Here is a 24,585-nt window from a genome sequence, read left to right as displayed (position 1 = left end):
TGGTTAACCGTTATAGTAAGCATTGCTTTACAGAAAAACGGTTAATCGGCTTCTCGCTTTCTCATACGCACGGTTTCTTATGTCAAAACAACAACAGACAAGACCTCTGAACCGTCAGGACTACAAAACCCTGACGCTTGCCGCTCTGGGCGGTGCGCTCGAATTCTACGATTTTATTATTTTCGTCTTCTTCGCCTCCGTCGTCGGAGCGCTGTTCTTCCCGGCTGATATCCCTGAATGGCTGCGCCAGGTGCAGACCTTCGGCATTTTTGCCGCCGGTTATCTTGCCCGTCCGCTGGGCGGCATCGTCATGGCTCACTTTGGCGATCTGGTTGGCCGTAAGAAGATGTTCACCCTGAGCATCCTGCTGATGGCGGTGCCGACGCTCGCCATTGGACTGCTGCCGACTTACGCCTCGCTGGGCATCGCTGCGCCAATATTGCTGCTGCTCATGCGCGTACTGCAAGGGGCCGCAATTGGTGGTGAAGTGCCGGGTGCCTGGGTTTTCGTCGCGGAGCATGTGCCTTATAAACGCATTGGTATCGCCTGTGGAACGCTGACCGCTGGGCTGACGGTCGGTATCCTGCTGGGGTCAGTGGTGGCCACCATTATCAATACGGCGATGACGCAGGAAGCCATTCATAACGGCGGCTGGCGTATTCCATTCCTGCTTGGTGGAGTGTTTGGGCTGGTCGCGATGTATCTGCGCCGCTGGCTTCAGGAGACGCCGATTTTTATTGAGATGCAAAAGCGTAAGGCGCTGGCTGATGAGCTGCCGTTGAAATCCGTGGTGATGAACCACCGAAAAGCCGTCGTGATTTCAATGCTGCTCACCTGGCTACTGTCGGCGGGGATTGTCGTGGTGATTCTGATGTCGCCGACCTGGCTGCAAAAACAGCTGGGTATTGCTCCAGCCCTGACCCTGCAGGCCAACAGCATTGCCACTATTATGCTTTGCATCGGCTGTATCGTTGCCGGGCTGGTCATCGACAAAATTGGCGCGAGCAGGACGTTTATCTTTGGCAGCATTCTGCTGGCGGTGTGCAGCTGGATGTTCTATCACCTGACGGCCAGCCATCCTGGCTATCTGTTCTTTTTATATGGCCTGGTTGGGCTGAGCGTGGGCGTTGTCGGCGCGGTGCCATTTGTGATGGTGAGAGCGTTCCCGGCGGAAGTTCGCTTCACCGGCATTTCGTTTTCCTACAATGTTTCCTACGCGATTTTTGGCGGGATGACACCAATCCTTGTCACCCTGCTAATGGGGGTTTCGCCAATGGCTCCGGCCTGGTATGTACTGGCGTTGGCGCTGGTAGGTCTGGCGACGGGTATCTGGCTGCGAAGGGATTTGAATCATGAGGATGGGGTGGTGGAAAGACCGCTGCAGCCTTCATAAAAAAATGCGGAGCCAGGCTCCGCATTTTTATTTCTCCCGGCTGGCGAGAATTAGCGTTTTTCGCCCAGCGGCAGCACGGTGCGGCCAAACTGTTCGTTGATCACTTCGCCCATCGCGGTGTAAATAGCGCTGGCGCCACAGGCCAGGCCAACCCAGCCAGCTGCGTGGATAATGCTTTCGCTATCGGCAAAGTGGCCGGCAGACAGCAGGGCAAACAGCACGGTCAGGCTGCCAAAAATGAACTGCTGCATGCGTGAACCCTGCAATGTGCCGATGAACATGAACAGCGTGAAGACGCCCCACAGGCCGAGATAGGCACCGAGGAAGTGAGGGTTCGCCGCATCGCCCAGGCCCATTTTCGGCATCAGGAAAATAGCGACCAGAGATAACCAGAATGCACCGTAGGAGGTGAAAGCGGTCAGGCCGAAGGTGTTGCCCTTTTTATACTCAAGCAGGCCAGCAAAGATTTGCGCGATGCCACCGTAGAAGATCCCCATGCTCAGGATCGTAATGTCAAAACCAAATAGCCCGCTGTTGGTCAAGTTGAGCAAAATGGTGGTCATGCCGAAGCCCATTAAGCCCAGGGGAGCTGGATTAGCCAACTTAGTGTTGCCCATAGTTCCTCTGAAAAATTCGTCTGAAAAAGATGATGAGTAAATGGCCCGCTTGCCGTGAAAGGGCAGCGGGGCGCGGCATCATAAAGGGGTGTCAGGGCTGAGTCCATGATCTAAACAGGTGTGATGATGAAATTTTTTTTTGCTTTGCCCCTTGATGGTGAGCAAGCCGACCCCATCTTGTATGCAACCGCAGTTGGCGGACCTGTAAAAAAACACGTTTGGGCAGTTGAAACACTCTTGTTTGCCCGCATAACAGGTTCACAACCACATGACGAACAAATTTTAAGTGGAGACGTTTAGATGGGTAAAATTATTGGTATCGACCTGGGTACAACCAACTCTTGTGTAGCAGTGATGGATGGCACCACCGCACGTGTGCTGGAGAACGCCGAGGGCGACCGCACCACCCCTTCCATTATTGCTTATACCCAGGATGGCGAAACTCTGGTTGGTCAGCCGGCTAAGCGTCAGGCAGTGACTAACCCGCAGAACACCCTGTTCGCGATCAAGCGCCTGATTGGCCGTCGTTTCCAGGACGAAGAAGTACAGCGTGACGAAGCTATCATGCCGTACAAAATCATCGGCGCTGATAACGGCGACGCATGGATTGACGTGAAAGGCCAGAAAATGGCACCGCCGCAGATCTCTGCTGAAGTGCTGAAAAAAATGAAGAAAACGGCTGAAGATTACCTGGGTGAGCCAGTAACCGAAGCGGTTATCACCGTACCTGCTTACTTCAACGATGCTCAGCGTCAGGCAACCAAAGACGCCGGTCGTATCGCAGGTCTGGAAGTTAAACGTATCATCAACGAACCAACCGCAGCGGCACTGGCTTACGGCCTGGATAAAGAAGTTGGCAACCGTACTATCGCGGTTTACGACCTGGGTGGTGGTACTTTCGATATCTCTATTATCGAAATCGACGAAGTTGATGGTGAGAAGACCTTCGAAGTCCTGGCGACCAACGGTGATACCCACCTGGGTGGTGAAGACTTCGACAGCCGTCTGATCAACTATCTGGTGGAAGAGTTTAAGAAAGATCAGGGTATCGATCTGCGTAACGATCCGCTGGCGATGCAGCGTCTGAAAGAAGCCGCTGAAAAAGCGAAGATCGAACTCTCTTCTGCACAGCAGACCGACGTGAACCTGCCGTACATCACAGCAGACGCGACTGGTCCAAAACACATGAACATCAAAGTGACTCGCGCGAAACTGGAATCCCTGGTCGAAGACCTGGTAAACCGTTCTATCGAGCCGCTGAAAGTTGCGCTGCAGGATGCTGGCCTGTCCGTATCCGACATCCAGGACGTGCTGCTGGTTGGCGGTCAGACCCGTATGCCAATGGTGCAGAAAAAAGTTGCTGAGTTCTTTGGTAAAGAGCCACGTAAAGACGTTAACCCGGACGAAGCCGTTGCCGTTGGCGCAGCCGTTCAGGGTGGTGTTCTGACAGGCGAAGTGAAAGACGTACTGCTGCTGGACGTTACCCCACTGTCTCTGGGTATCGAAACCATGGGCGGCGTGATGACTGCGCTTATCAACAAAAACACCACTATCCCGACCAAGCACAGCCAGGTGTTCTCTACCGCTGAAGACAACCAGTCTGCGGTCACCATCCATGTGCTGCAGGGTGAACGTAAACGTGCTGCGGATAACAAAGATCTGGGCCAGTTTAACCTGGATGGGATCAGCCCGGCACCGCGCGGCATGCCGCAGATCGAAGTGACCTTCGACATCGATGCTGATGGTATCCTGCACGTTTCCGCGAAAGACAAAAACAGCGGTAAAGAGCAGAAGATCACTATCAAGGCCTCTTCTGGTCTGAACGAAGAAGAGATCCAGAAAATGGTTCGCGAAGCAGAAGCTAACGCCGATGCTGACCGTAAGTTCGAAGAGCTGGTTCAGACCCGCAACCAGGCCGATCACCTGGTGCACAGCACCCGCAAGCAGGTTGAAGAAGCAGGCGACAAACTGCCGGCTGACGACAAAACTGCTATCGAAGCTGCTCTGACCGCGCTGGAAGGTTCTCTGAAAGGCGAAGACAAAGCAGATATCGAAGCGAAGATGCAGGAACTGGCTCAGGTTTCCCAGAAGCTGATGGAGCTGGCTCAGGCACAGCACGCTGAGCAGCAGGCGGGGAACGCGGCTGATGCAACCAACGCTGGCAAAGATGACGACGTGGTTGACGCTGAGTTCGAAGAAGTTAAAGACAAAAAATAATCGCCCTTTGAACGGGTAAATACTGGCACGGGCGTAGAGGGTTTCCTCTCCGCCCGTGTCCGCATGTTAGGGGCAGAAAAAACATGGCGAAGACAGACTATTACGAGGTTTTAGGCGTCGCTAAAACCGCTGACGAACGTGAAATCAAAAAAGCTTACAAGCGTCTGGCGATGAAATTCCACCCGGACCGTAACCAGGGTGATAAAGAGGCCGAAGGTAAGTTTAAAGAGATCAAAGAAGCTTACGAAATTCTCACCGACGAGCAAAAACGTGCCGCTTATGACCAGTACGGTCACGCCGCGTTCGAGCAGGGCGGTATGGGCGGCGGCGGTGGCTTTGGCGGCGGCGGTGCCGATTTCAGCGACATCTTTGGCGACGTATTTGGCGATATCTTTGGCGGCGGTCGCCGTCAGCGTGCCTCACGCGGTGCTGACCTGCGCTACAACATGGATCTTACTCTGGAAGAAGCCGTCCGCGGCGTAAACAAAGAGATCCGTATCCCTACGCTTGAAGAGTGTGACGTTTGCCACGGCAGCGGTGCGAAATCCGGTTCCAAACCGCAAACCTGTCCTACCTGCCATGGTGCGGGTCAGGTGCAGATGCGCCAGGGCTTCTTTACCGTACAGCAGAGCTGTCCCCACTGTCAGGGCCGCGGTTCGATTATTAAAGATCCGTGCAACGCCTGCCATGGCCATGGCCGTGTAGAAAAAACTAAAACCCTGTCGGTGAAAATCCCGGCGGGCGTGGATACCGGCGATCGTATTCGTCTGACAGGTGAAGGTGAAGCGGGTGAACACGGCGCGCCAGCAGGCGATCTGTATGTTCAGGTGCAGGTGAAGCAGCACCCAATATTCGAACGTGAAGGCAACAACCTTTACTGTGAAGTGCCAATCAACTTTGCGATGGCAGCGCTGGGGGGCGAAATCGAAGTCCCTACGCTTGATGGCCGCGTGAAGCTGAAAGTGCCGGGTGAAACCCAAACCGGTAAGCTATTCAGAATGCGTGGCAAAGGTGTGAAATCGGTGCGTGGCGGAGCGCAGGGTGACCTGTTGTGCCGTGTCGTTGTCGAGACACCTGTCAGCCTGAACGAAAAGCAGAAGCAGCTGCTACGCGATCTGGAAGAGAGCTTTGGTGGCCCGACCGGCGAGCACAACAGCCCACGGTCCAAAAGCTTCTTTGACGGTGTGAAAAAGTTCTTTGACGATCTGACCAGCTGATCCCCCGGGAGAGTAGCCAGATCTGATTCCCTTCAAAACCTGAAGCGTTCTGCAAGTGCGCTTCAGGTTTTTTATGTCTGCGATTCAGCGTTGTTCGACGCGCTATCATGGATGATTAAAATGTTAATGATATTCTTGGCTTAAGAATTATCCTGCATGAAGAAATAAACAATAAATTGCTTATCAGACAGCCAAAATTAATTCATCTTTCCTCATTAACTTTTTGAATTGTTGAAAGATGATTGTCTTTTATTGGCATAAATATCTACTTTTATCACTGACTCTCATTACCGAGGTGAAGTGACGGTGAATAACAGGAACGACTTGAAGAATTTTGATTTAAATTTGATCAAAATTTTTGATGCGGTCATATCTGCGGGGAATGCCAAACGAGCTTCACAGCGGTTGAACGTTACCCCCGCGGCAGTAACCTTCGCCATGCAGCGTCTGCAGGCAATCTATAAAGAAGAGCTGTTTATCAGAACTTATCAGGGGCTAACCCCTACCGCAAAAGCGAAAGAGATCCACCGAATATTTTCCCACGTTATTGCCAGTATTCAGTCAACGATGGACGTACCCCTCCCGGAGAAATCCGCCCATGAGATTACAGTCATGGGCGGTGAGGTCAGCCAGGAATATTATATATCCCAGATGCACGGCATGGAGACGTTTGAGCGGTTCATCATTAGTCACTATCAGGGACGAACTTATTCGATTGAAAAAATAAAAGATTTTCTTGTTCTCGGGGATATCGATTTAGCCGTGAGCAATACGTCAATGGATGATATTGATATTGAAACCATAAAAATTGATAAATACTCTAAGTTTACCGCAATTTGCAGCAGCAATAGTCCGCTGGCGGAACTAGAACGCTTGAGCTTATACAACTTTTATTCCAGTGCCCATGCCGTGTATCACACGAACGTTTTTACTTCAAACTTTAGCGATGAAGTTGATTTTATTCATTCCGATTTTCCTTTTTCGGGAGTCAGAAAGATTAGCTACCGGTCAGATTCGATGCGGGCCGTAGTGAGTGCCGTTGAAAACACACCCATGATTGCCGTCATGCCATTGAAACTCGCGCGGTATTATCAATCAAAATATAACGCCAGCATTTCCATGATTGATCTGCCTTCCGAGTTAGCGTTTAAAACGGTGCCGGTGTATGCCTCGTGGTACAGACAAAGCAGCCGAAGAGGCTACATTAAAGAATTTGTCAGTATGATGCAGACCCTCTCTTCTTTCCGTAAGTAAGCGAGTAGCGTCATCAACGCCATGAGGGGACACACTTTGTTCAGTGATTTATATATCAGTGGTTTTGATTGTTATTGATTATCCCACTCATTTTATGCCCGCTATTTTATCTGTAGCGGTAAATGTCCGCATAATTGAGTTGGGAATATTATGAACGTTTCTTCTAATGTGGAAGGCACAAAGGTCATGCTGCTTGAGCTGGAAGTGCTGTCAACGGTCATTATCATTGGCGGTTGGGGGGGCATTGTCAGCTTCTTGATAAAAAACCAGAAAACGGACCGTAGCCTGGAGCAATGTTTAAAAAATATTGTTATCTCATGCTTTACCGGTTTTATGCTGAGTGCTATTGCCTTCGAAAACCATATGAGCATGTATATGATCATCATGGTTGCCGGGGTGGGCGGAGTATTTGCGGTGCCGATTCTGAACATCCTGGGCGAGCGACTTAAGAAGATACTGGAGAAGCTCGTGTGAAAAACATCTACGGGATACAGTGTATCCCGATTAGATGATGAGTCGTACCTTAATCAAGGGCAATTCTTTCTTTTAGCCAGCCATAAATAAACTCTTCATTAGCCTCACGTTTTTCGCTAATAGTGAGGTAATGATTTCCCTGGCTACAGTTGATCGCCTTGAGCAATACCTTTTCCCCTTCCGTACCTCGCCAGGATAAGTACTGCTGCAACGATGAGCGTGTTTTCTCGCCTATCACACCATCAACGGTGATATCCGGGTAGTGCTTTTGCCGTTGATTAAATAAGTTGAGCCACTGCTGCAGCCAGCGCCCTGGGTAATTGGGGCCAATATGCACCGCCGTATCGCACAGCTTAAATGCGACGGGGATGGAGATCTGCGAAAGCTTATCCAAACCAGGCCTAAGCCAGTAGTCCTCTTCAATGATGCTATACGCCTCGTCGCGGGTGAGGTCTTGCATATCACCTTTAAAACCATGGGCCCGCGCAACGGCCTCGGTAATCCCCCAGTTTGTGGGGCCACCCTTATCTGCAGGGTTGTTTACGTAGCCACCTTCTTTCATAAAGATGCCGTCTATGACAGGATTATTCATGTTGACCTTCCATTCACGCTTTTAAAATAAGGTAATTTCTATGACGCTGCACAGGGACAGTAGCGTCATTGCCAGCATGACAGCAAACAAGACCTGCCAGCGTGTTATATGTAGGGTGGGCCTTTTATTCTCGGCCATGGATTCAATACTGATATTATCGTTAACTTTAATTCCCTGGCGGGGAACCGTGACGAAAAGGTCAGTTATACCAAGCGACTTTAGATCGCGACGAATTAAATAGAGAATCTGGGTCAAATTCGCATCGCTGACAAATTGCCCCCTGTTTCCCCATAGTTCAGTGGCCAACTCCTCTTTTTCGATAATGCCGTTCTCGGCATGAGAAATAATATAGCTAAGGCAGCGGCAGCGCATCGATGTCATTTTTACAATACATGAGTTGTCTGCCATTTTAAGTTCGTTTTTATCTTCATTATAGATACAGCTATGATTGATTAGATAACATTTCATTAGATACACCTGACTATTATCAGAACGGATAGGCATTTTTTGTCGAGAGCCTGGATATTAATAATGCGGATAAGATTAATCTATACCTACATTTAGTAAATAAGCATGGGCGTGTCTTTTTAGTGACGTGCATTACAAATAGCATGGCAAGTAAAACGGAATTTAATTCCTAATTAAATGCCGCTTAATGTTATCTACCTCGTCTTCTTTGCATTGCACCCCAGGAAGGGCGACAAATAAAAATGATGAATGTTTAAAAAAATTATTTATTCTTTTTAATGTATAGATTTTTTCATCAATAAGGTAAATGAGGAGGAATGAGTCAGGATGATTTGTCTGAACAGCAGGTTACGGACAACATGTTCATCGCGGCAATCAGTCGCATATTAAAAACGAAAGGACAAATATAATGACTGCGAGCAAATTAATTAAGGGTGACGGTTATACTGAAATAAGTAATGCTGCGGATGGATTCAACCCTGCGGTGGAAGTCGAAAAATATAGTTATACCTCTGCCCGAGTACAGAATTACGTATACAACAAATATAATACAGCAGGAAAACCGAAGGTATTCGGTTACTTTACCGACTGGTCTCAATATGATGGCCGTTTACAAAATAACGATCTTCCTGCCGGTCGCGGTCGCGGCTTTGACCTCGCCAATGTTTCTCCGACGGCTTATGACAAAATCATTGTTGGTTTCCTTGGAATAGTCGGTGATAAAGGCGAAAAACAATATACGATTACAAACGCGGCCAACCAGACTAAAAAAGTCGCCAATGAGCCGACTTTCCTCGACCCGTGGGGCGATTTCCAGTCCAGCACTAACTGTAACGTTGATGCCGGCTGGGTAGACATTAATCCAGCTACCGTCACCCAGGCACAGTCAAAAGGCCTGGTGGGTGGGCTGCGTAACCTGCAGCAGGCCGCGAAGCAACAGGGTCACGAGCTGGCCTTATCGATGAGTATCGGCGGCTGGACCATGAGTAATGGCTTCCACGATATGTCCGCCAGCGATACGAGTCGCTCCACTTTCGCTAAAGGCGTCGCAAAACTGTTTAAACAGTTCCCGATGTTCAGCGAAGTGGATATCGACTGGGAATACCCGAATGACGCGGGCAACAATAACCCGTTTGGCCCGGAAGACGGCGCTAACTACGCTCTGTTGATTAAGGAGCTGAAAAAAGAGCTGAAGGCGATTAACCGTAGCGATGTGAAAATTTCGATTGCCAGCTCTGCGGTCGTTGAGATCCTTGGCTATTCAAACGTGAAGGCGCTGCTGGACGCCGGCTTATACGGCATTAACGTCATGACCTATGACTTCTTCGGTACGCCGTGGGCTGAGACTCTGACTCACCACACTAACCTGAAAGCGCTGGTTAAAGATGGCTGGGGTATCGATTCGGTGGTGGATTACCTGATTGCCGAAGGCTTCCCTGCTGACCGTATTAATATCGGTTATGCCGCCTATTCACGTAATGCCCGCAACGCTGAAATTGAGTCCTTCTCTCCGCTGAAAGGCAGCTATTCAGCGGGCACTGGCACCACCACCGGTACCTTTGAGTCCGGCTGTACGGAATGGTACGACACCATTTATAACTACCTTGATCTTGAGAATCAGCGCGGTCGCAACGGCTTCAACGTCTACACCGACAAAGTGGCCGATGCGGACTACCTGTTTAATCCGCAAAGCAAACTCTACCTGTCTCTGGATACGCCACGTTCCGTTAAGGCGAAGGGGGCCTATGCTGCCAGCCGTAACCTCGGCGGCCTGTTTACCTGGACTATCGATCAGGATAACGGCGTGCTGGTCAACGCGGCTCGCGAAGGCCTGGGCTGTGAAATTGTGGATGAAGTTGTTGATATGCAGCCGTTCTATTTTGAAGGCATCAATATTACCGGCGAAGATGACGATGACGACGTGCCAGTGCCCGTTGTTAACCATGCGCCAGTCGCCAAAATCGCGATGAATATTGTTGGGGGCTCTACCGTTCAGCTTTCGGGTAAAGGCTCAAGCGACGAAGATAACGACGCGCTGACCTACAGCTGGGGCGTGCCTGCGGCTATTACCGTTGCGGATAAAACTGCTGCGATCGTCGAGTTCAGCGTACCGGTGGTGACTGAAGAAACCCTCTACCAGTTCACCCTGTTTGTTCGCGACAGCCAGGGTGAACCTTCCACCCAGCAGCGTTATGAACTGACCGTTGTGCCTGCTATCACGCCTGACGTCGATCCCATTCCGGACCCAACGCCGGATCCAGACCCGGAACCTACTCCAGATCCTGAGCCAGATAATGATGACTCTGAATATCCTCAATGGAACGCAGAAACTATTTATGGTCAGACCTGGGGCGTCTTCGAAACGGTTAGCTGGAAAGGCCAAAACTATACCGCCAACTACTGGACGCAAGGCGACCAGCCGGACCTGAACAGCGGCGGATCAGAAAAACCGTGGAGCATCGCGAAGGCATAATAAACCCTCCGCTCGTTCAGCTACACCTGAAAGCCCCGATTTCATCGGGGCTTTCAGACTGATGACAAACCTAAAGCGAATGAATTTCGCAAAGATCTCAGCGAGTAAATAACAAGGAAAATCAATTCATTGATTTTCGCCTGCTTATCACAAAGAAGGAGAAACCACGCTTTTTCCTTCTTTGTCAGCAACTTATAAGCCCCGATTGCATCGGGGCTTTTTTACGTTCTCTTGCCTATAGTTAAGCGGACCGGACTCCGTACGGTTAATACGATGATGTGATCTGACAGCTCGTTATTTTCGATTCATAAAGCTAAAATAACCTGCTTTTATCGATGTGTTAAGACTGTTATCCTCGCACTCATTGGTGGCCTATATGACTGGCTGCCGGAAAAGGGAGGGAAAATGACGAAATCACTACACAATTTTTTCAAGAATGACGCCGCTGGCGGCATTCTGCTGATTATTGCCGCATCTTTGGCTATGCTTCTGGCGAACATGGATGCCACCAGCGGCCTGTATCAGGCGTTTCTGGAAACGCCTGTCGAAGTCCGTATTGGCGCGCTGGATATCAGCAAAAATATGCTGCTGTGGGTTAACGATGCCCTGATGGCCATCTTCTTCCTGATGATTGGCCTGGAGGTCAAGCGGGAGATGGTGGAAGGGTCGCTGGCCAGCCGCCGTCAGGCTGCTTTCCCGATGATTGCCGCCCTGGGGGGGATGGTGATCCCGGCTGCGATCTACCTGATTTTCAATTTCCAGGATCCGGTAACCCGTCAAGGCTGGGCGATCCCGGCGGCGACGGACATTGCTTTTGCTCTCGGTATTCTGGCGCTGCTCGGCAACCGCGTACCCATTGCATTGAAAGTATTCCTGATGGCACTGGCCATTATCGATGACCTGGGTGCCATCGTCATCATTGCTCTGTTCTACACCAACGACCTCTCTTTGTTGTCGCTGGCGGTAGCGGCTGGTGCCATCGCTGTGCTGGCTTTAATGAATATCTTCAACGTGCGGCGTACCGGGGTTTATATTCTCGTCGGAGCCGTGTTGTGGACTGCGGTACTGAAGTCCGGGGTGCATGCGACACTTGCCGGAGTCATCGTGGGCTTCCTTATTCCGCTTAAAGAGAAAAATGGCAGTTCGCCTGCAAGAGATCTCGAACATGTCCTCCACCCGTGGGTTGCGTTTCTGATCCTGCCGCTGTTTGCCTTTGCCAACGCCGGTGTTTCTTTGCAGGGCGTAACGCTCGAAGGGCTGACGTCGCTGCTGCCGATGGGAATTATCGCCGGGCTGTTTATCGGTAAGCCGCTGGGGATTAGCCTGTTCTGCTGGGCTGCGCTGAAACTGAAGCTGGCCAGCCTGCCGGAGGGAACAACCTGCAAAGACATACTGGCCGTTGGCGTGCTGTGCGGGATTGGCTTTACCATGTCGATCTTCATCGCATCCCTTGCCTTTAGCAGCGTTGATCCTGCGCTGATCACCTGGGCTAAGCTCGGTATCCTGATAGGCTCGCTGCTTTCAGCCGTGGTCGGATACACCATGCTAAGAAAGCGTTTTTCAGTCGCGTCATAACCAGACTTTACTTCACTGCTGGCAGCCCGTGCGCTGCCAGCCCACGGATATTATCTCAGGGAGTGGAAGCCGGATGTCCCACATCAACTACAACCATCTCTACTATTTCTGGCACGTCTGCAGAGAGGGCTCGGTGGTCGGGGCGGCAGAAGCGCTGTATCTGACGCCGCAAACCATTACCGGGCAAATCAAAGCGCTGGAAGAACGGCTGGACGGCAAACTCTTCAAACGAAAAGGCCGTGGCCTTGAACCGTCCGAACTGGGTCAGCTGGTGTTTCGCTATGCTGACCGCATGTTTACGCTAAGCCAGGAGATGCTGGATATCGTGAACTACCGCAAAGAGTCCAGCCTGTTGTTTGACGTGGGTATTGCGGACGCGCTCTCGAAAAGGCTGGTCAGCGGCGTGCTGGATGCCGCTGTCGTTGAAGACGAACAGATTCATCTGCGCTGTTTTGAATCCACGCACGAAATGCTGCTCGAGCAGCTCAGCCAGCACAAGCTGGACATGATTATTTCAGACTGCCCAATTGATTCCACGCAGCAGGAGGGGCTGTTCTCCGTCAAAATTGGCGAATGTGGCATCAGCTTCTGGACCCACGATCCGTTGCCGGCGCTGCCGTTCCCGGCCTGTCTTGAAACAAGGCGTTTGCTGATCCCCGGCCGTCGCTCAATGCTGGGGCGCAAAATCCTCAACTGGATTAACACCCAGGGGCTGAAGGTCGAGATACTGGGCGAGTTTGACGATGCGGCGCTGATGAAGGCGTTTGGCGCGACGCACAATGCGATATTCGTAGCCCCGACGCTGTACGGGCAGGACATCTATAAAGACGATCACATCATTGAGATAGGGCGTATCGAGAGCGTGATGGAAGAGTACCACGCGATTTTTGCGGAACGCATGATTCAGCACCCGGCGGTGCAGAGAGTCTGTAAAAGAGATTACTCGGCGCTGTTTAAATAGCGCCAGATTTCAGGCATAAAAAAACCGGCGTGAGCCGGTTTTTTTTAAGCTGACAACAGAATGGCGATTAAGCCAGTTTGTTGATTTGCGCAGTAAGGTTAGCCTTATGACGCGCAGCTTTGTTTTTGTGGATCAGACCTTTGCTAGCCTGACGATCCACGAGTGGTTGCATTTCGTTAAATGCTTTCTGTGCAGCAGCTTTGTCGCCAGTTTCAATCGCTGCGTATACTTTCTTGATGAAAGTACGCATCATAGAGCGACGGCTTGCGTTGTGCTTACGAGCCTTTTCAGACTGTACAGCACGTTTCTTAGCTGATTTGATATTAGCCAAGGTCCAACTCCCAAATATGATCTATGTGGACAATTCAAAGGCCGAGGAATATGCCCGGTTAGCCTTCTTTTGTCAATGGATTTGTGCAAATAAGCGCCGTTAACTTTCCGACACCTCTTACGTTGTGATGGCGCGGATTCTACCAGCATCGGGCCTGCGAATACAGCCTTTAGCTAACAAAAATCCATCAATAACGGCTAAGCGACGCAAAAGCGTCCCCCAGCGTAATGAAAACCTTAAAGCTTTATGTCAAACGGACAATCGCTGGTTAACGTTCATCGCGGTAGTTGATATAATCCGCCGATTTCCACTGTTTTGAGCCAGCCATGAAGCTGATACGCGGCATACATAATTTACGCCAGAATCACCACGGGTGTGTCCTCACCATTGGTAATTTTGATGGCGTGCATCGAGGCCACAAGTCTCTGCTACAAGGGCTGTGTGAGGAGGGGCGTGCGCGCAACCTTCCGGTCATGGTGATGATTTTCGAGCCTCAGCCGCTGGAGCTTTTTGCCGCAGGCCAGGCGCCCGCGCGCTTAACCCGGCTGCGCGAAAAGCTACGTTATCTTGCTGAGTGCGGCGTGGACTATGTGCTTTGCGTGCGGTTTGACCGCCGCTTCGCCGCCCTCACGGCGCAAAACTTTGTCAGCGATCTGCTGGTTAACCGCCTCGGGGTGAAATTTCTCGCCGTCGGGGATGATTTCCGCTTTGGTGCTGGTCGCCAGGGGGATTTCTTGTTATTACAGAAGGCTGGCCTGGAATACGGCTTTAACGTCATCAGCACGCAGACTTACTGCGAAGGTGGCGTGCGCATTAGCAGCACGGCGGTTCGCCAGGCGCTGGCGGATGACAACCTCGAGCTTGCAAAAAGCCTGCTCGGGCATCCGTTTATCATCTCCGGACGCGTTGTCCACGGCGACGAGCTGGGCCGCACCATAGGTTTTCCGACGGCGAATATACCGCTGCGTCGTCAGGTCTCCCCGGTAAAAGGGGTCTATGCGGTAGAAGTGGCGGGCCTCGGCGACAGGCTGCTTCCTGGCGTTGCCAATATCGGCACCCGCCCTACGGTGGCGGGAATGCGCCAGCAGTTAGAAGTCCATTTGCTGGATGTTGCAATGGACCTGTATGGACACCATATAGATGTGGTGCTGCGTAAAAAAATACGCAATGAACAGCGCTTCGCTTCGCTCGATGAACTGAAAGCGCAGATCGTTAACGATGTAGTAACCGCCCGCGAATTTTTTGGCTCTAATACCTGAGCAAGCTAACTACGGAACCGAGAATCTAATGAGTGACTTTAAATCTACCCTGAACTTGCCGGAAACAGGGTTCCCGATGCGTGGCGATCTCGCTAAACGCGAACCGGGCATGCTGGCGCGCTGGAACGATGATGACCTGTACGGCATCATCCGTACTGCAAAAAAAGGCAAGAAGTCCTTTATTTTGCACGATGGCCCTCCTTACGCGAACGGCAGCATTCATATTGGTCACTCCGTAAACAAGATTCTGAAAGACATTATCGTTAAGTCCAAAGGGCTTTCCGGTTTTGACTCGCCGTATGTGCCGGGCTGGGACTGCCACGGTCTGCCAATCGAGCTGAAAGTAGAACAGCTGATCGGCAAGCCGGGCGAAAAAGTGTCCGCGGCGGAATTCCGTGCGGCGTGCCGTAAGTACGCGGCAGAGCAGGTTGACGGCCAGCGCGAAGACTTCATCCGCTTAGGCGTGCTGGGCGACTGGTCGCGTCCGTACCTGACCATGGATTTCAACACCGAAGCGAACATCATCCGTGCGCTCGGTAAAATCATCGGTAACGGCCACCTGCATAAAGGGGCTAAGCCAGTTCACTGGTGCGTCGACTGCCGTTCAGCGCTGGCTGAAGCGGAAGTCGAGTACTACGACAAAACGTCTCCTTCCATCTTTGTTAGTTTCCAGGCCGTCGATGCCGACGCGGTAAAAGCGAAGTTTGGTGCGGCTGCGGTGACCGGCCCGGTTTCTCTGGTTATCTGGACAACCACCCCGTGGACGCTGCCGTCTAACCGTGCGGTGTCCCTGAACGCTGAATTCGAATACGTGCTGGTGCAGGTTGATGGCCAGGCGCTGATCGTGGCTAAAGATCTGCTTGAAAGCGTAATGAAAAGCGCGGCAATCAGCGACTGGACAGTGCTGGGCGAAGCGAAAGGTGCAGAGCTTGAGCTGATGCGCTTTAAGCATCCGTTCCTGGCTTTCGATGTGCCGGTGATTCTGGGCGACCACGTTACCCTGGATGCAGGTACCGGTGCGGTGCATACCGCAGGTGGTCACGGTCCTGACGACTATGTGATCAGCCAGAAATACGGTCTGGAAATCGCTAACCCGGTTGGCCCGGACGGCTGCTACCTGCCTGGTACCTATGAAGGTCTGGACGGCGTGCAGGTCTTTAAAGCCAACGATCTGATCGTCAACATCCTGCGCGATAAAGGTGCTCTGCTGCACGTTGAAAAACTGCTGCACAGCTACCCGCACTGCTGGCGTCATAAAACGCCAATCATCTTCCGCGCCACGCCGCAGTGGTTTATCAGCATGGATCAGAAAGGCCTGCGCGAGCAGTCCCTGAAAGAGATCAAAGGCGTGCAGTGGATCCCGGACTGGGGCCAGGCGCGCATTGAATCCATGGTTGCTAACCGTCCGGACTGGTGCATCTCCCGTCAGCGCACCTGGGGCGTGCCAATGTCTCTGTTCGTCCATAAAGAGACGGAAGAACTGCACCCGCGCACGCTGGAACTGATGGAAGAAGTGGCTAAACGAGTCGAACAAGACGGCATCCAGGCATGGTGGGATTTAGACCCGCGCGACATCATGGGTGACGACGCCGACAACTACACCAAAGTGCCGGACACCCTGGACGTGTGGTTCGACTCCGGTTCAACCCACTCATCCGTTGTGGACGTGCGCCCTGAGTTCAACGGCCACGCGGCGGACATGTATCTGGAAGGGTCGGATCAGCACCGCGGCTGGTTCATGTCCTCCCTGATGATCTCCACGGCGATGAAAGGCAAAGCGCCTTACCGCCAGGTGCTGACCCACGGCTTCACCGTAGATGGTCAGGGCCGCAAGATGTCCAAATCCATCGGCAACACCGTTTCTCCGCAGGACGTGATGAACAAGCTGGGCGCGGATATCCTGCGCCTGTGGGTGGCATCTACCGACTACACCGGTGAAATGGCGGTTTCCGACGAAATCCTCAAGCGTGCTGCCGATGCATATCGTCGCATCCGTAACACCGCGCGCTTCCTGCTGGCTAACCTGAACGGCTTCAACCCTGAAACCGACATGGTGAAACCAGAAGAGATGGTGAAGCTGGATCGTTGGGCCGTTGGCTGTGCGCAAGAAGCGCAGGCGGATATCCTGGCCTCCTACGAGAACTACGACTTCCACGAAGTGGTGCAGCGCCTGATGCGCTTCTGCTCCGTCGAAATGGGCTCGTTCTATCTCGACATCATCAAAGACCGTCAGTACACCGCGAAGCCTGACAGCGTGGCGCGCCGCAGCTGCCAGACCGCTCTGTATCACATTGCAGAAGCGCTGGTTCGCTGGATGGCACCGATCATGTCCTTCACCGCCGACGAAATCTGGGGCTTCCTGCCGGGTAAACGCGAGCAGTACGTCTTCACCGGCGAGTGGTACGAAGGTCTGTTTGGCCTGGATAACGCCGAAGAGATGAACAACGACTACTGGGATACCCTGCTGACCGTGCGCGGCGAAGTGAACAAGGTCATTGAGCAGGCTCGCGCCGACAAGCGCGTTGGCGGTTCTCTGGAAGCGGCAGTCACCCTGTATGCGGACAGCGATCTGGCGGCGAAGCTCAACGCCCTGGGCGATGAATTGCGATTTGTCCTGTTGACCTCAGGTAGCCAGGTTGCCGATTATGCGCAGGCAACGGAAGACGCTCAGCCGAGCGAAATCCTTAAAGGCCTGAAAGTCGCCTTGCGTAAAGCCGACGGTGAGAAGTGCCCGCGCTGCTGGCATTACACCACCGACGTCGGTCAGGTAGCGGAACACGCAGAAATCTGCGGCCGCTGTGTCAGCAACGTAGCCGGTGACGGCGAAAAGCGTAAGTTCGCCTGATGAGTAAACCGATTCTTTCTACCGGCCTGCGCTGGCTGTGGCTGGTGGCCGTGGTGTTAATCATCGACCTGGGAAGCAAGTACCTGATCCTCCAGCATTTCATGCTGGGGGACACCGTCTCGCTGTTCCCGTCGCTGAACCTGCACTACGCCCGTAACTACGGCGCGGCGTTTAGTTTCCTGGCGGACAAAGGCGGCTGGCAGCGCTGGTTCTTTGCCGGTATCGCGGTGGGTATCTGCGTAGTGCTGGCGGTGCTGATGTATCGCGCAAAAGCGACCCAGAAGCTGAACAATATCGCCTATGCTTTAATCATCGGCGGCGCGCTCGGCAACCTGTTCGACAGGCTCTGGCACGGTTTCGTGGTCGACATGATCGACTTCTACGTCGGCGACTGGCACTTTGCCACCTTCAACCTGGCCGATACGGCAATCTGTATCGGCGCGGCGCTGATTGTGCTGGAAGGGTTCTTCGTCTCTGACGGGAAGAAGAAAGCGGCATAATCCGGCCTGCGTGCCGTTTGATTTGTAGGGCGGGCAGGCGTTAGCGCCCCCGCCACAATAATAGGCTCTACTGCATGTCTGAATCTGTACAAGCTAACAGCCGCGTTTTGGTGCATTTCACGCTGAAACTCGAAGATGGTTCCACCGCCGAGTCCACCCGTAACAACGGCAAACCGGCGCTCTTCACCCTTGGCGATGAAACCCTGTCGCCGGGTATGGAAGACCAGCTTGTCGGCCTCAAGGCTGGCGACAAAAAGGCTTTTTCGCTGGCCCCGGAATCCGCGTTTGGTATCCCAAGCCCGGACATGATCCAGTACTTCTCACGTCGTGAATTCATCGACGCGGGGGAGCCGGAGCCGGGCGCGATTATGCTTTTTACCGCAATGGATGGCAGCGAGATGCCGGGCGTGGTGCGCGAAGTGAACGGGGATTCCATCACCGTTGACTTTAACCATCCTCTCGCCGGGCAAACCATTCATTTTGATATCGAAGTACTGGAAGTCAACCCGGTACTGGAGGCGTTGCATGCAGATCCTGTTGGCTAACCCACGCGGCTTTTGTGCCGGGGTCGACCGCGCTATCAGCATTGTGGAAAACGCGCTGGCTATCTACGGCGCGCCAATTTACGTTCGTCATGAAGTGGTGCATAACCGCTACGTGGTGGACAGCCTGCGCGAGCGCGGAGCGATTTTCATCGAGCAAATCAGCGAAGTGCCGGACGGCGCGATTCTGATCTTCTCGGCGCACGGCGTTTCCCAGGCGGTGCGCAACGAAGCCAAAGGCCGTGATTTAACGGTATTCGATGCGACCTGCCCGCTGGTCACCAAAGTGCATATGGAAGTGGCGCGCGCCAGCCGCCGTGGTGAAGAATCCATTCTGATTGGCCACGCCGGCCACCCGGAAGTGGAAGGCACCATGGGCCAGTACAGCAACCCGAAAGGGGGCATGTACCTGGTGGAGTCGCCGGAGGATGTCAGCAGGCTGAACGTCAAAAACGAAGGCAAACTGTCGTTTATGACCCAGACCACGCTGTCGGTGGATGATACTTCCGATGTGATTGACGCGCTGCGCCAACGCTTCCCGAAAATCATCGGGCCGCGCAAAGACGATATCTGCTATGCCACCACTAACCGTCAGGAAGCCGTGCGTGCGCTGGCAGACGAGGCGGACGTGGTGCTGGTCGTCGGCTCGAAGAACTCTTCTAACTCCAACCGCCTGGCGGAGCTTGCCCAGCGCATGGGGAAAGCGGCGTATCTGATTGACGACGCGACGGACATCCAGGAAGAGTGGGTGACCGGCGCGAAATGCGTTGGCGTCACCGCCGGTGCTTCTGCCCCGGATGTGCTGGTGCAGAACGTGCTTGCCCGCCTGCGTGAGCTTGGCGGCAGCGAAACCCGAGAGCTGACCGGCCGTGAAGAAAACATCGTGTTTGAAGTGCCGCGCGAGCTGCGTATCGATGCCAAAGAAGTGTAGGCGTAGGGTGGATAAGCGATAGCGTCATCCACCTTTTTTGCCAGTTTTAAATGGGGAGCTTCGGCTCCCCATTTTGCTAAGCGTCGTCCTCGTCCTGCATTATCGCGCTGCGCCCGCCGTCCATCACAATCGTCGTTCCCGCTATGAACCCGGCCCTGTCGCTGGATAAGAACAAACAAAGATCGCCGACTTCTTCCGGGCGGCCAATCCGGCCTACGGGGTGTTTCTTAATGGTTTTCTCGCGTGCGGCTTTGCCGTCGGCGTGGGAGTCAAACCACGTCTGGTTGCCGTCGGTGTCGATGAAGCCGGGGGCGATCCCCACGGTGCGAATTTCTGGCCCCCATTCAATAGTCAGGCTTTGCACCAGCGAGAGCAGCGCGCGTTTGCTGATGTTGTAAGGTGCGCAGCCCGGCATGGTGGAAAACGCATGGTTGGAGGTGATGATAACAATCACGCCTTTGCTTTTTTGCAGCGCCGGGCGGGCGCATTTAGCCAGATACCAGTGGGAGCGCAGGTTCAAATCGAAGTTGTGCGCCCAGTCGCTCTCCTCGCAGTCGATCCCCTTAAAGACGTTCTTCCCGGCGTTGGAGACAACAACGTCTATGCGGCCAAACAGGGCCTCGACCTCGTCAACGAACCGTTTGATGGCTTCCGTGCTGGTGACGTCTACCGAATAGTAAAAGTAGCGATCAGGATTTTCGGCCAGCATTTTCTGGGCCAGCGGCGCTTTATCGAGGGCTGAAAAGGCGCAGCCGATCACGATATCGCCGTTGTTAAGATAGGTTTGTGCGATAGCGTGGCCGATTCCCTGGCTGGTGCCGGTGACGATAACCACTCGGGCTGTGTTTTGATTTGTCATGGAAACCTCGGTGGCTGCGGGCAGGCCGCAGCCTTAAAATTATAGTTGGAAGTCGGCGATAAATTTATCGATAAGCAGGCCGTCTTCGGCGGTAAGCGCCCAGCCCGGCCTGCGGCAGTAGTCGCTGGCAATGATCCCGCGCCGCATCAGAATCGTTTTCTCAGCCTGGATGATGTATTCGCAGTGGCTCATCCAGCGCTGGATGTACGGCAGCAGCGCGGTGTGTAACGCTTCGGCCTGCTGCTGTTCCCCTTTAAGCCAGTGGCGATAAATCTGCACGTAGACCTCGGTAAACGAGCAGCCCGGCATCACGCCCTTGCCGCCCGCTTCGAGCATTTGCAGCATATACAGCCCGGCATAGCCGTTAAGCACGCTGGCCTGCGGTGCCTTAGCCAGAAACTCGCGGGTGTAGTCTACCGGCGGGTTACATTCGATTTTGAAAACGGCATGGGGATAGCGGGCGGCGACCTCTGCCAGCTGCTCCGGGGTAATAGCCAGGCCGGTTTCTCCCGGTGCATATTGCACCATCACTGGAATATCCACCGCTTCGAGCACGGCAAAAATGTGTTCCTGAATTGCTTGCTGGTTTGGCTGCAGGAAGAAAGGCGGTAGCAGCATCAGTGCATCCGCGCCCAGGCTGGCGTACCGGCGAGCGCGCTTTACCGCCAGTTCCGTACTGTGGTCGGTGATGGACATCGCACGGTAAAGCGGGCTGCCCGCAAGCGTAGTGACAAAAATCTGCGCCAGCCGATCGCGCTCGTGGTCGTCCAGCTTGGGGAATTCGCTGGCGATGCCAAACAGGGTGGTGCCCTGCGCGCCGCTATCCGCCAGATGTTCCAGCAGGCGGATCAGGCTCGCCTCATCGATTTCACCGCTGGCGGTAAACGGCATGGCGGTTATCGGGTTAACGCCGATGATATCCTGCGCCGCATAGTGCTTTTGCATCAGTCGTCCTCCCTGTCCGCCAGTACCGCACCTTGCGCAGCAGGCAGCGCCCAGCGGCGATATAACCGCAGGAAGCCGCGCGGAACCTCTTTGTTTACCGGCTTCCAGCTTTCGCGGCGGGTCGCCAGCGTGGATTCATCAACGTGGAGCGTCAGGGTGCGCATGGGGATATCAATGGAGATTTCATCGCCGTCTTCCACCAGGCCCAGCTCGCCGCCGTCCACCGCTTCCGGCGAGATATGCCCGACGAACAGGCCGCGATTAGAGCCGGAGAAACGCCCGTCGGTGATAAGCGCACAGGTATCGGACAGGCCCATCCCCTCAAGAGATTTCATCGGCTTATACATCTCCGGCATTCCCGGCCCGCCTTTTGGCCCCTCGTAGCGCAGCACCAGCACGCTGCCCGGCTGGATCTGGCCGGACATTATCGCGTCCACGGACTCCTGCTCGCTGTTAAAGACAACGGCCGGGCCACGGAACACCATTAGATTCTCCGGCACGGCGGCGGGTTTCACCACGCAGCCGAGCGGAGACAAATTGCCGTGAAGTACGGCTACGCCCGCTTCGTTACGTACCGGGATAGCAAGCGTATGGATGACTTCCGGGCGGCAGCTTCGCTGCGTTTGGGCGAGCAGATCGCGCTTGGTTTTGCCCGCTACCGTCAGCGCATCAAGATTCATCAGCCTGCTGATTTCATACTCCACGGCCCGCACGCCGCCAGCTTCCCAGAAGTCGATCATGTCGTGTTCGGAGGCCGGATAGAGTGAGGCAACCAGCGGCACATGATGGCTGAGCTCATCAAACGCGGAGAGCGGCAAATGACCCAGCTCGGCCTCATAGTAAATGGCCTGCAAATGCAGGATCGCGTTCGTGGAGCCGCCGGTCGCCAGCAGATAAACCATCGCGTTGCGGATAGATTCCGGCGTGATGATCTGGCGAGCGTTAACCCCGTCCAGCACCAGCCTGACGGCCTGACGGCCCGTTTCTACGGCGCATTCGCGACGCTCCGGCGAGACGGCGGGCAGGGTACTGCTGCCCGGCAGGCTCATGCCCAGCACTTCACCGATGCAGCACATGGTGTTAGCGGTGCCGTACATGGTGCAGGAGCCCGGCCCCGGCTCGGCAATGTTCTCGATGTGCGCGAACTCTTCTTCGGTGATTTCGCCGCGTTTTTTCCAGCCGATGGCCTCGGTAACGATGTTGCCGTCCCAGTGTTTACCTTTGTATTCAGCGGGATACATTGGCCCACCGTTGACCATAATCGCCGGGATATCCAGCCGCGCGGCGGCCATCAGCATCGCCGGAACGATTTTGTCGCAGGAGCCAAGCAGCACCATGCCGTCGAAACGGTGGGCGCGCATCATCACTTCAATGGAGGCGGTAATCACCTCGCGAGCGGCGAGAATATAGCGCATGCCAAGGTGACCTTCAGCGATGCCATCGCACGGGGCAATGGTGCCAAAGACCATGCCGACGCCGCCTGCCTCTTCAATACCCTCCAGCACTTTGGCCGTCAGCTCGTTAAGATTGGCGTGTCCCGCCGTCGCGTTGGTGTAGCTGTTCACCACGGCAATCACCGGGCGGCGAAGCTGCTCATCGCTATGGCCCATTGATTTGTACAGCGCACGTTTCAGCGCGCCGTCGTCACCTTCAAGGATTGGGTTGAAATGCGTGCCACAGCTGGCACATCCTCCACATCCACTCATAATTTCAGTCTCTTTTCTTAGCGGCGAAGAGCCGCATTGTCAGGGTGTGCAGCGTCAGGCTGCGCGGTGTTCTGTTCAGGGACAGCGATAACTTTTTTTGGGTTAGCGAGACGGGCCGGCAGGGCCAGAATCAGCGGGGCGCAGAGCAGCAGGAAGCCCGCCAGAATGTACAGGCCGAGGTCGGTGCGCCCGGTGGCATCTTTCAGCCAGCCCAGCACAGTTGGGCCAAAGAAGCCCGCCAGGTTACCCACGGAATTGACGAAGGCGATCCCGGCTGCGGCGGCCGTGCCGGAAAGCAGGGCGCCGGGCAGGCTGATATAAGTAGGGATCAGCGCCAGGGTGCCGGACATTGCCACGCAGATCCACGCCATCATCCAGAAGGTGGAGCCGCTGCAATAAGCGCTTAATGCAAGGCCAACGCAGCCAATCAGCGCCGGTATCGCGATATGCCAGCGGCGCTCCTGCTTCAGGTCGGAGTGGCGGCTGTTCCACACCATAAAGGCCGCGCCAAAGATGTAGGGCAGGGCGGCGAGCAGGCCGATGTAGAAATCGTCGTTCACGCCGGAGCTTTTGATAATCGACGGCAGCCAGAAGTTGATGCCGTAGTAGCCGATGTTAAAGCTGAAGAACACCAGCGCCAGCAGCCAGACGTAGCCGTTAGCGAGCATGCCCTTCAGGCTGCTGTCCACCTTGCCCCGGTTGGCCCGTTCGCGGTTGACGGCATCTTTGCGCAGGTCGTCAAAGACAATCTGCTTTTCTGCGTCGCTCAGCCATCTGGCGGATTTCACGTCGTTATCCAGGTAGCGCAGCACCACGAAGGCCAGCAGGAACGACGGAACGGCTTCCACCAGGAACAGCCACTGCCAGTTATGCAGGCCGCCGACGTCCTCAAACAGCTTGAGGATCAGGCCCGAAAGCGGGCTGCCGATGATGGTGGAAAGCGGGGTGACGAGGATAAACAGCCCGAGCGTGCGGGCCGAACGCCATGACGGGAACCACAGCGTAAGGTAGAACACGATGCCGGGGAAGAAGCCCGCTTCCGCCACGCCCAGCAGGAAGCGCACGACGTAGAACTGCGTTGGCGTGGTGACAAACATCATGCCTGCGGAGAGCACCGCCCAGGTTGCCATAATTCTGGCTATCCAGAAGCGGGGGCCGAAGCGCTGCATCAGCAGGTTGCTCGGCATCTCAAACAGGAAGTAGCCGATAAAGAAAATCCCGGCCCCCAGCCCGTAGACCGTGTCGCTGAAGCTCAGCGCATCCTGCATGTGCAGCTTGGCGAAGCCGACGTTAACGCGATCCAGGTAGGCGAAGAAGTAGCAGAGGATTAAAAAGGGAATCAGGCGTCGCGTGATCTTACTGTAAACCCGCGACTCAGCGGCTTTGGCCGATGATTTGCTGTCCAGCGTCTCGTTCATAGTCTTTC

Annotated in this window: 22 protein-coding genes; 14 read left to right on the top strand and 8 right to left on the bottom strand. The window is 54.1% G+C overall.

What is annotated here, in order from left to right; all coding sequences use genetic code 11:
• The first annotated feature begins 79 nt into the window (after positions 1-79).
• On the top strand, positions 80-1,393 hold the full coding sequence (locus tag HYQ67_RS02810; RefSeq protein WP_202301315.1) for an MFS transporter: 1,314 nt from the start codon (positions 80-82) through the stop codon (positions 1,391-1,393).
• A gap of 50 nt (positions 1,394-1,443) precedes the next feature.
• Here HYQ67_RS02810 and satP read toward each other — a convergent pair whose 3' ends face one another.
• A complete protein-coding gene (gene satP, locus HYQ67_RS02805; protein ID WP_202301314.1) occupies positions 1,444-2,010 on the bottom strand; it encodes an acetate uptake transporter in 567 nt (188 codons plus the stop codon).
• Positions 2,011-2,133: 123 nt separating this feature from the next.
• On the opposite strand from satP, the gene HYQ67_RS02800 reads away from it, so the two are divergent.
• The 5 genes from HYQ67_RS02800 (at position 2,134) to HYQ67_RS02780 (ending at position 7,172) form a co-directional block, all read left to right on the top strand.
• Entirely contained in the window at positions 2,134-2,310 is a 177-nt protein-coding gene (locus HYQ67_RS02800; RefSeq protein ID WP_202301313.1) for a hypothetical protein, read from the top strand.
• The gene (gene dnaK, locus HYQ67_RS02795; protein ID WP_202301312.1) at positions 2,311-4,227 is read left to right on the top strand and encodes a molecular chaperone DnaK; all 1,917 of its coding nucleotides are present in this window, start codon (positions 2,311-2,313) and stop codon (positions 4,225-4,227) included. It abuts the gene before it with no gap.
• Positions 4,228-4,310: 83 nt separating this feature from the next.
• Positions 4,311-5,444: a molecular chaperone DnaJ gene (dnaJ, locus tag HYQ67_RS02790; protein WP_202301311.1), complete on the top strand. Its 1,134-nt coding sequence runs from the start codon at positions 4,311-4,313 to the stop codon at positions 5,442-5,444.
• A gap of 324 nt (positions 5,445-5,768) precedes the next feature.
• The gene (locus HYQ67_RS02785) at positions 5,769-6,698 is read left to right on the top strand and encodes a LysR family transcriptional regulator (RefSeq protein WP_202301310.1); all 930 of its coding nucleotides are present in this window, start codon (positions 5,769-5,771) and stop codon (positions 6,696-6,698) included.
• A 150-nt stretch (positions 6,699-6,848) separates the two neighbouring features.
• Positions 6,849-7,172 (top strand): phage holin family protein, encoded by a 324-nt coding sequence (locus HYQ67_RS02780; protein WP_202301308.1) that lies wholly within the window; start codon positions 6,849-6,851, stop codon positions 7,170-7,172.
• A 49-nt stretch (positions 7,173-7,221) separates the two neighbouring features.
• On the opposite strand, the gene HYQ67_RS02775 is transcribed toward HYQ67_RS02780, so the two are convergent.
• Complete coding sequence (locus HYQ67_RS02775; protein WP_202301306.1) at positions 7,222-7,764, bottom strand: glycoside hydrolase family 108 protein; 543 nt, start codon at positions 7,762-7,764, stop codon at positions 7,222-7,224.
• A gap of 21 nt (positions 7,765-7,785) precedes the next feature.
• Positions 7,786-8,232, bottom strand: coding sequence for a winged helix-turn-helix domain-containing protein (locus HYQ67_RS02770; RefSeq protein WP_202301304.1), 447 nt, complete (start codon positions 8,230-8,232; stop codon positions 7,786-7,788).
• A 409-nt stretch (positions 8,233-8,641) separates the two neighbouring features.
• Between HYQ67_RS02770 and HYQ67_RS02765 the strand changes: the two genes are divergently transcribed.
• From HYQ67_RS02765 to nhaR, 3 genes are all read left to right on the top strand, one after another.
• Positions 8,642-10,705 carry a glycoside hydrolase family 18 protein gene (locus HYQ67_RS02765; protein ID WP_202301302.1) on the top strand — a complete coding sequence of 688 codons (2,064 nt, stop codon included), beginning with the start codon at positions 8,642-8,644 and terminating at the stop codon, positions 10,703-10,705.
• Between the two features lie 405 nt (positions 10,706-11,110).
• Positions 11,111-12,280, top strand: coding sequence for a Na+/H+ antiporter NhaA (gene nhaA / locus HYQ67_RS02760; RefSeq protein ID WP_202301300.1), 1,170 nt, complete (start codon positions 11,111-11,113; stop codon positions 12,278-12,280).
• Positions 12,281-12,353: 73 nt separating this feature from the next.
• Positions 12,354-13,241, top strand: coding sequence for a transcriptional activator NhaR (gene nhaR / locus HYQ67_RS02755; RefSeq protein ID WP_202301298.1), 888 nt, complete (start codon positions 12,354-12,356; stop codon positions 13,239-13,241).
• A gap of 67 nt (positions 13,242-13,308) precedes the next feature.
• Here nhaR and rpsT read toward each other — a convergent pair whose 3' ends face one another.
• Positions 13,309-13,572, bottom strand: coding sequence for a 30S ribosomal protein S20 (gene rpsT / locus HYQ67_RS02750; protein ID WP_202301296.1), 264 nt, complete (start codon positions 13,570-13,572; stop codon positions 13,309-13,311).
• A 326-nt stretch (positions 13,573-13,898) separates the two neighbouring features.
• Between rpsT and ribF the strand changes: the two genes are divergently transcribed.
• The 5 genes from ribF (at position 13,899) to ispH (ending at position 19,649) form a co-directional block, all read left to right on the top strand.
• Positions 13,899-14,831, top strand: coding sequence for a bifunctional riboflavin kinase/FAD synthetase (ribF, locus tag HYQ67_RS02745; RefSeq protein WP_202301294.1), 933 nt, complete (start codon positions 13,899-13,901; stop codon positions 14,829-14,831).
• A 28-nt stretch (positions 14,832-14,859) separates the two neighbouring features.
• Positions 14,860-17,676, top strand: a complete 2,817-nt coding sequence (gene ileS / locus HYQ67_RS02740) for an isoleucine--tRNA ligase (RefSeq protein WP_202301292.1) — start codon at positions 14,860-14,862, stop codon at positions 17,674-17,676.
• The gene (gene lspA, locus HYQ67_RS02735) at positions 17,676-18,176 is read left to right on the top strand and encodes a signal peptidase II (protein WP_202301290.1); all 501 of its coding nucleotides are present in this window, start codon (positions 17,676-17,678) and stop codon (positions 18,174-18,176) included. Before ileS ends, lspA begins: the two co-directional genes overlap by 1 nt.
• A gap of 74 nt (positions 18,177-18,250) precedes the next feature.
• Positions 18,251-18,721: an FKBP-type peptidyl-prolyl cis-trans isomerase gene (gene fkpB / locus HYQ67_RS02730; RefSeq protein WP_202301288.1), complete on the top strand. Its 471-nt coding sequence runs from the start codon at positions 18,251-18,253 to the stop codon at positions 18,719-18,721.
• A complete protein-coding gene (gene ispH / locus HYQ67_RS02725) occupies positions 18,702-19,649 on the top strand; it encodes a 4-hydroxy-3-methylbut-2-enyl diphosphate reductase (protein WP_202301286.1) in 948 nt (315 codons plus the stop codon). Before fkpB ends, ispH begins: the two co-directional genes overlap by 20 nt.
• 76 nt (positions 19,650-19,725) lie before the next feature.
• On the opposite strand, the gene HYQ67_RS02720 is transcribed toward ispH, so the two are convergent.
• Genes HYQ67_RS02720 through HYQ67_RS02705 form a run of 4 tightly spaced genes read right to left on the bottom strand, consistent with a single transcriptional unit; the run spans position 19,726 to position 24,577 of the window.
• The gene (locus tag HYQ67_RS02720; RefSeq protein WP_202301285.1) at positions 19,726-20,508 is read right to left on the bottom strand and encodes an SDR family NAD(P)-dependent oxidoreductase; all 783 of its coding nucleotides are present in this window, start codon (positions 20,506-20,508) and stop codon (positions 19,726-19,728) included.
• A 39-nt stretch (positions 20,509-20,547) separates the two neighbouring features.
• Positions 20,548-21,453 (bottom strand): dihydrodipicolinate synthase family protein, encoded by a 906-nt coding sequence (locus HYQ67_RS02715; RefSeq protein ID WP_202301284.1) that lies wholly within the window; start codon positions 21,451-21,453, stop codon positions 20,548-20,550.
• Positions 21,453-23,159 (bottom strand): dihydroxy-acid dehydratase, encoded by a 1,707-nt coding sequence (ilvD, locus tag HYQ67_RS02710; RefSeq protein ID WP_202301283.1) that lies wholly within the window; start codon positions 23,157-23,159, stop codon positions 21,453-21,455. The genes HYQ67_RS02715 and ilvD overlap by 1 nt, the downstream gene beginning before the upstream one ends.
• A 17-nt stretch (positions 23,160-23,176) precedes the next feature.
• On the bottom strand, positions 23,177-24,577 hold the full coding sequence (locus HYQ67_RS02705; protein WP_202301282.1) for an MFS transporter: 1,401 nt from the start codon (positions 24,575-24,577) through the stop codon (positions 23,177-23,179).
• Positions 24,578-24,585 lie beyond the last annotated feature (8 nt).

This window comes from Dryocola clanedunensis subsp. sulfonylureivorans, assembly GCF_016756775.1.
In the GTDB taxonomy this organism is placed as follows: Bacteria; Pseudomonadota; Gammaproteobacteria; order Enterobacterales; family Enterobacteriaceae; genus Dryocola; species Dryocola clanedunensis.
This window is presented reverse-complemented; position numbering and strand designations above follow the sequence as displayed.

Excerpts from the sequence above, each read along its gene's own strand:
- HYQ67_RS02810 (WP_202301315.1), top strand. The coding sequence starts at position 80 with ATGTCAAAACAACAACAGACAAGACCTCTGAACCGTCAGGACTACAAA.
- satP (WP_202301314.1), bottom strand. The coding sequence starts at position 2,010 with ATGGGCAACACTAAGTTGGCTAATCCAGCTCCCCTGGGCTTAATGGGC.
- HYQ67_RS02800 (WP_202301313.1), top strand. The coding sequence starts at position 2,134 with ATGATGAAATTTTTTTTTGCTTTGCCCCTTGATGGTGAGCAAGCCGAC.
- dnaK (WP_202301312.1), top strand. The coding sequence starts at position 2,311 with ATGGGTAAAATTATTGGTATCGACCTGGGTACAACCAACTCTTGTGTA.
- dnaJ (WP_202301311.1), top strand. The coding sequence starts at position 4,311 with ATGGCGAAGACAGACTATTACGAGGTTTTAGGCGTCGCTAAAACCGCT.
- HYQ67_RS02780 (WP_202301308.1), top strand. The coding sequence starts at position 6,849 with ATGAACGTTTCTTCTAATGTGGAAGGCACAAAGGTCATGCTGCTTGAG.
- HYQ67_RS02775 (WP_202301306.1), bottom strand. The coding sequence starts at position 7,764 with ATGAATAATCCTGTCATAGACGGCATCTTTATGAAAGAAGGTGGCTAC.
- HYQ67_RS02770 (WP_202301304.1), bottom strand. The coding sequence starts at position 8,232 with ATGAAATGTTATCTAATCAATCATAGCTGTATCTATAATGAAGATAAA.
- HYQ67_RS02765 (WP_202301302.1), top strand. The coding sequence starts at position 8,642 with ATGACTGCGAGCAAATTAATTAAGGGTGACGGTTATACTGAAATAAGT.
- nhaA (WP_202301300.1), top strand. The coding sequence starts at position 11,111 with ATGACGAAATCACTACACAATTTTTTCAAGAATGACGCCGCTGGCGGC.
- nhaR (WP_202301298.1), top strand. The coding sequence starts at position 12,354 with ATGTCCCACATCAACTACAACCATCTCTACTATTTCTGGCACGTCTGC.
- ribF (WP_202301294.1), top strand. The coding sequence starts at position 13,899 with ATGAAGCTGATACGCGGCATACATAATTTACGCCAGAATCACCACGGG.
- ileS (WP_202301292.1), top strand. The coding sequence starts at position 14,860 with ATGAGTGACTTTAAATCTACCCTGAACTTGCCGGAAACAGGGTTCCCG.
- lspA (WP_202301290.1), top strand. The coding sequence starts at position 17,676 with ATGAGTAAACCGATTCTTTCTACCGGCCTGCGCTGGCTGTGGCTGGTG.
- fkpB (WP_202301288.1), top strand. The coding sequence starts at position 18,251 with ATGTCTGAATCTGTACAAGCTAACAGCCGCGTTTTGGTGCATTTCACG.
- ispH (WP_202301286.1), top strand. The coding sequence starts at position 18,702 with ATGCAGATCCTGTTGGCTAACCCACGCGGCTTTTGTGCCGGGGTCGAC.
- HYQ67_RS02720 (WP_202301285.1), bottom strand. The coding sequence starts at position 20,508 with ATGACAAATCAAAACACAGCCCGAGTGGTTATCGTCACCGGCACCAGC.
- HYQ67_RS02715 (WP_202301284.1), bottom strand. The coding sequence starts at position 21,453 with ATGCAAAAGCACTATGCGGCGCAGGATATCATCGGCGTTAACCCGATA.
- ilvD (WP_202301283.1), bottom strand. The coding sequence starts at position 23,159 with ATGAGTGGATGTGGAGGATGTGCCAGCTGTGGCACGCATTTCAACCCA.
- HYQ67_RS02705 (WP_202301282.1), bottom strand. The coding sequence starts at position 24,577 with ATGAACGAGACGCTGGACAGCAAATCATCGGCCAAAGCCGCTGAGTCG.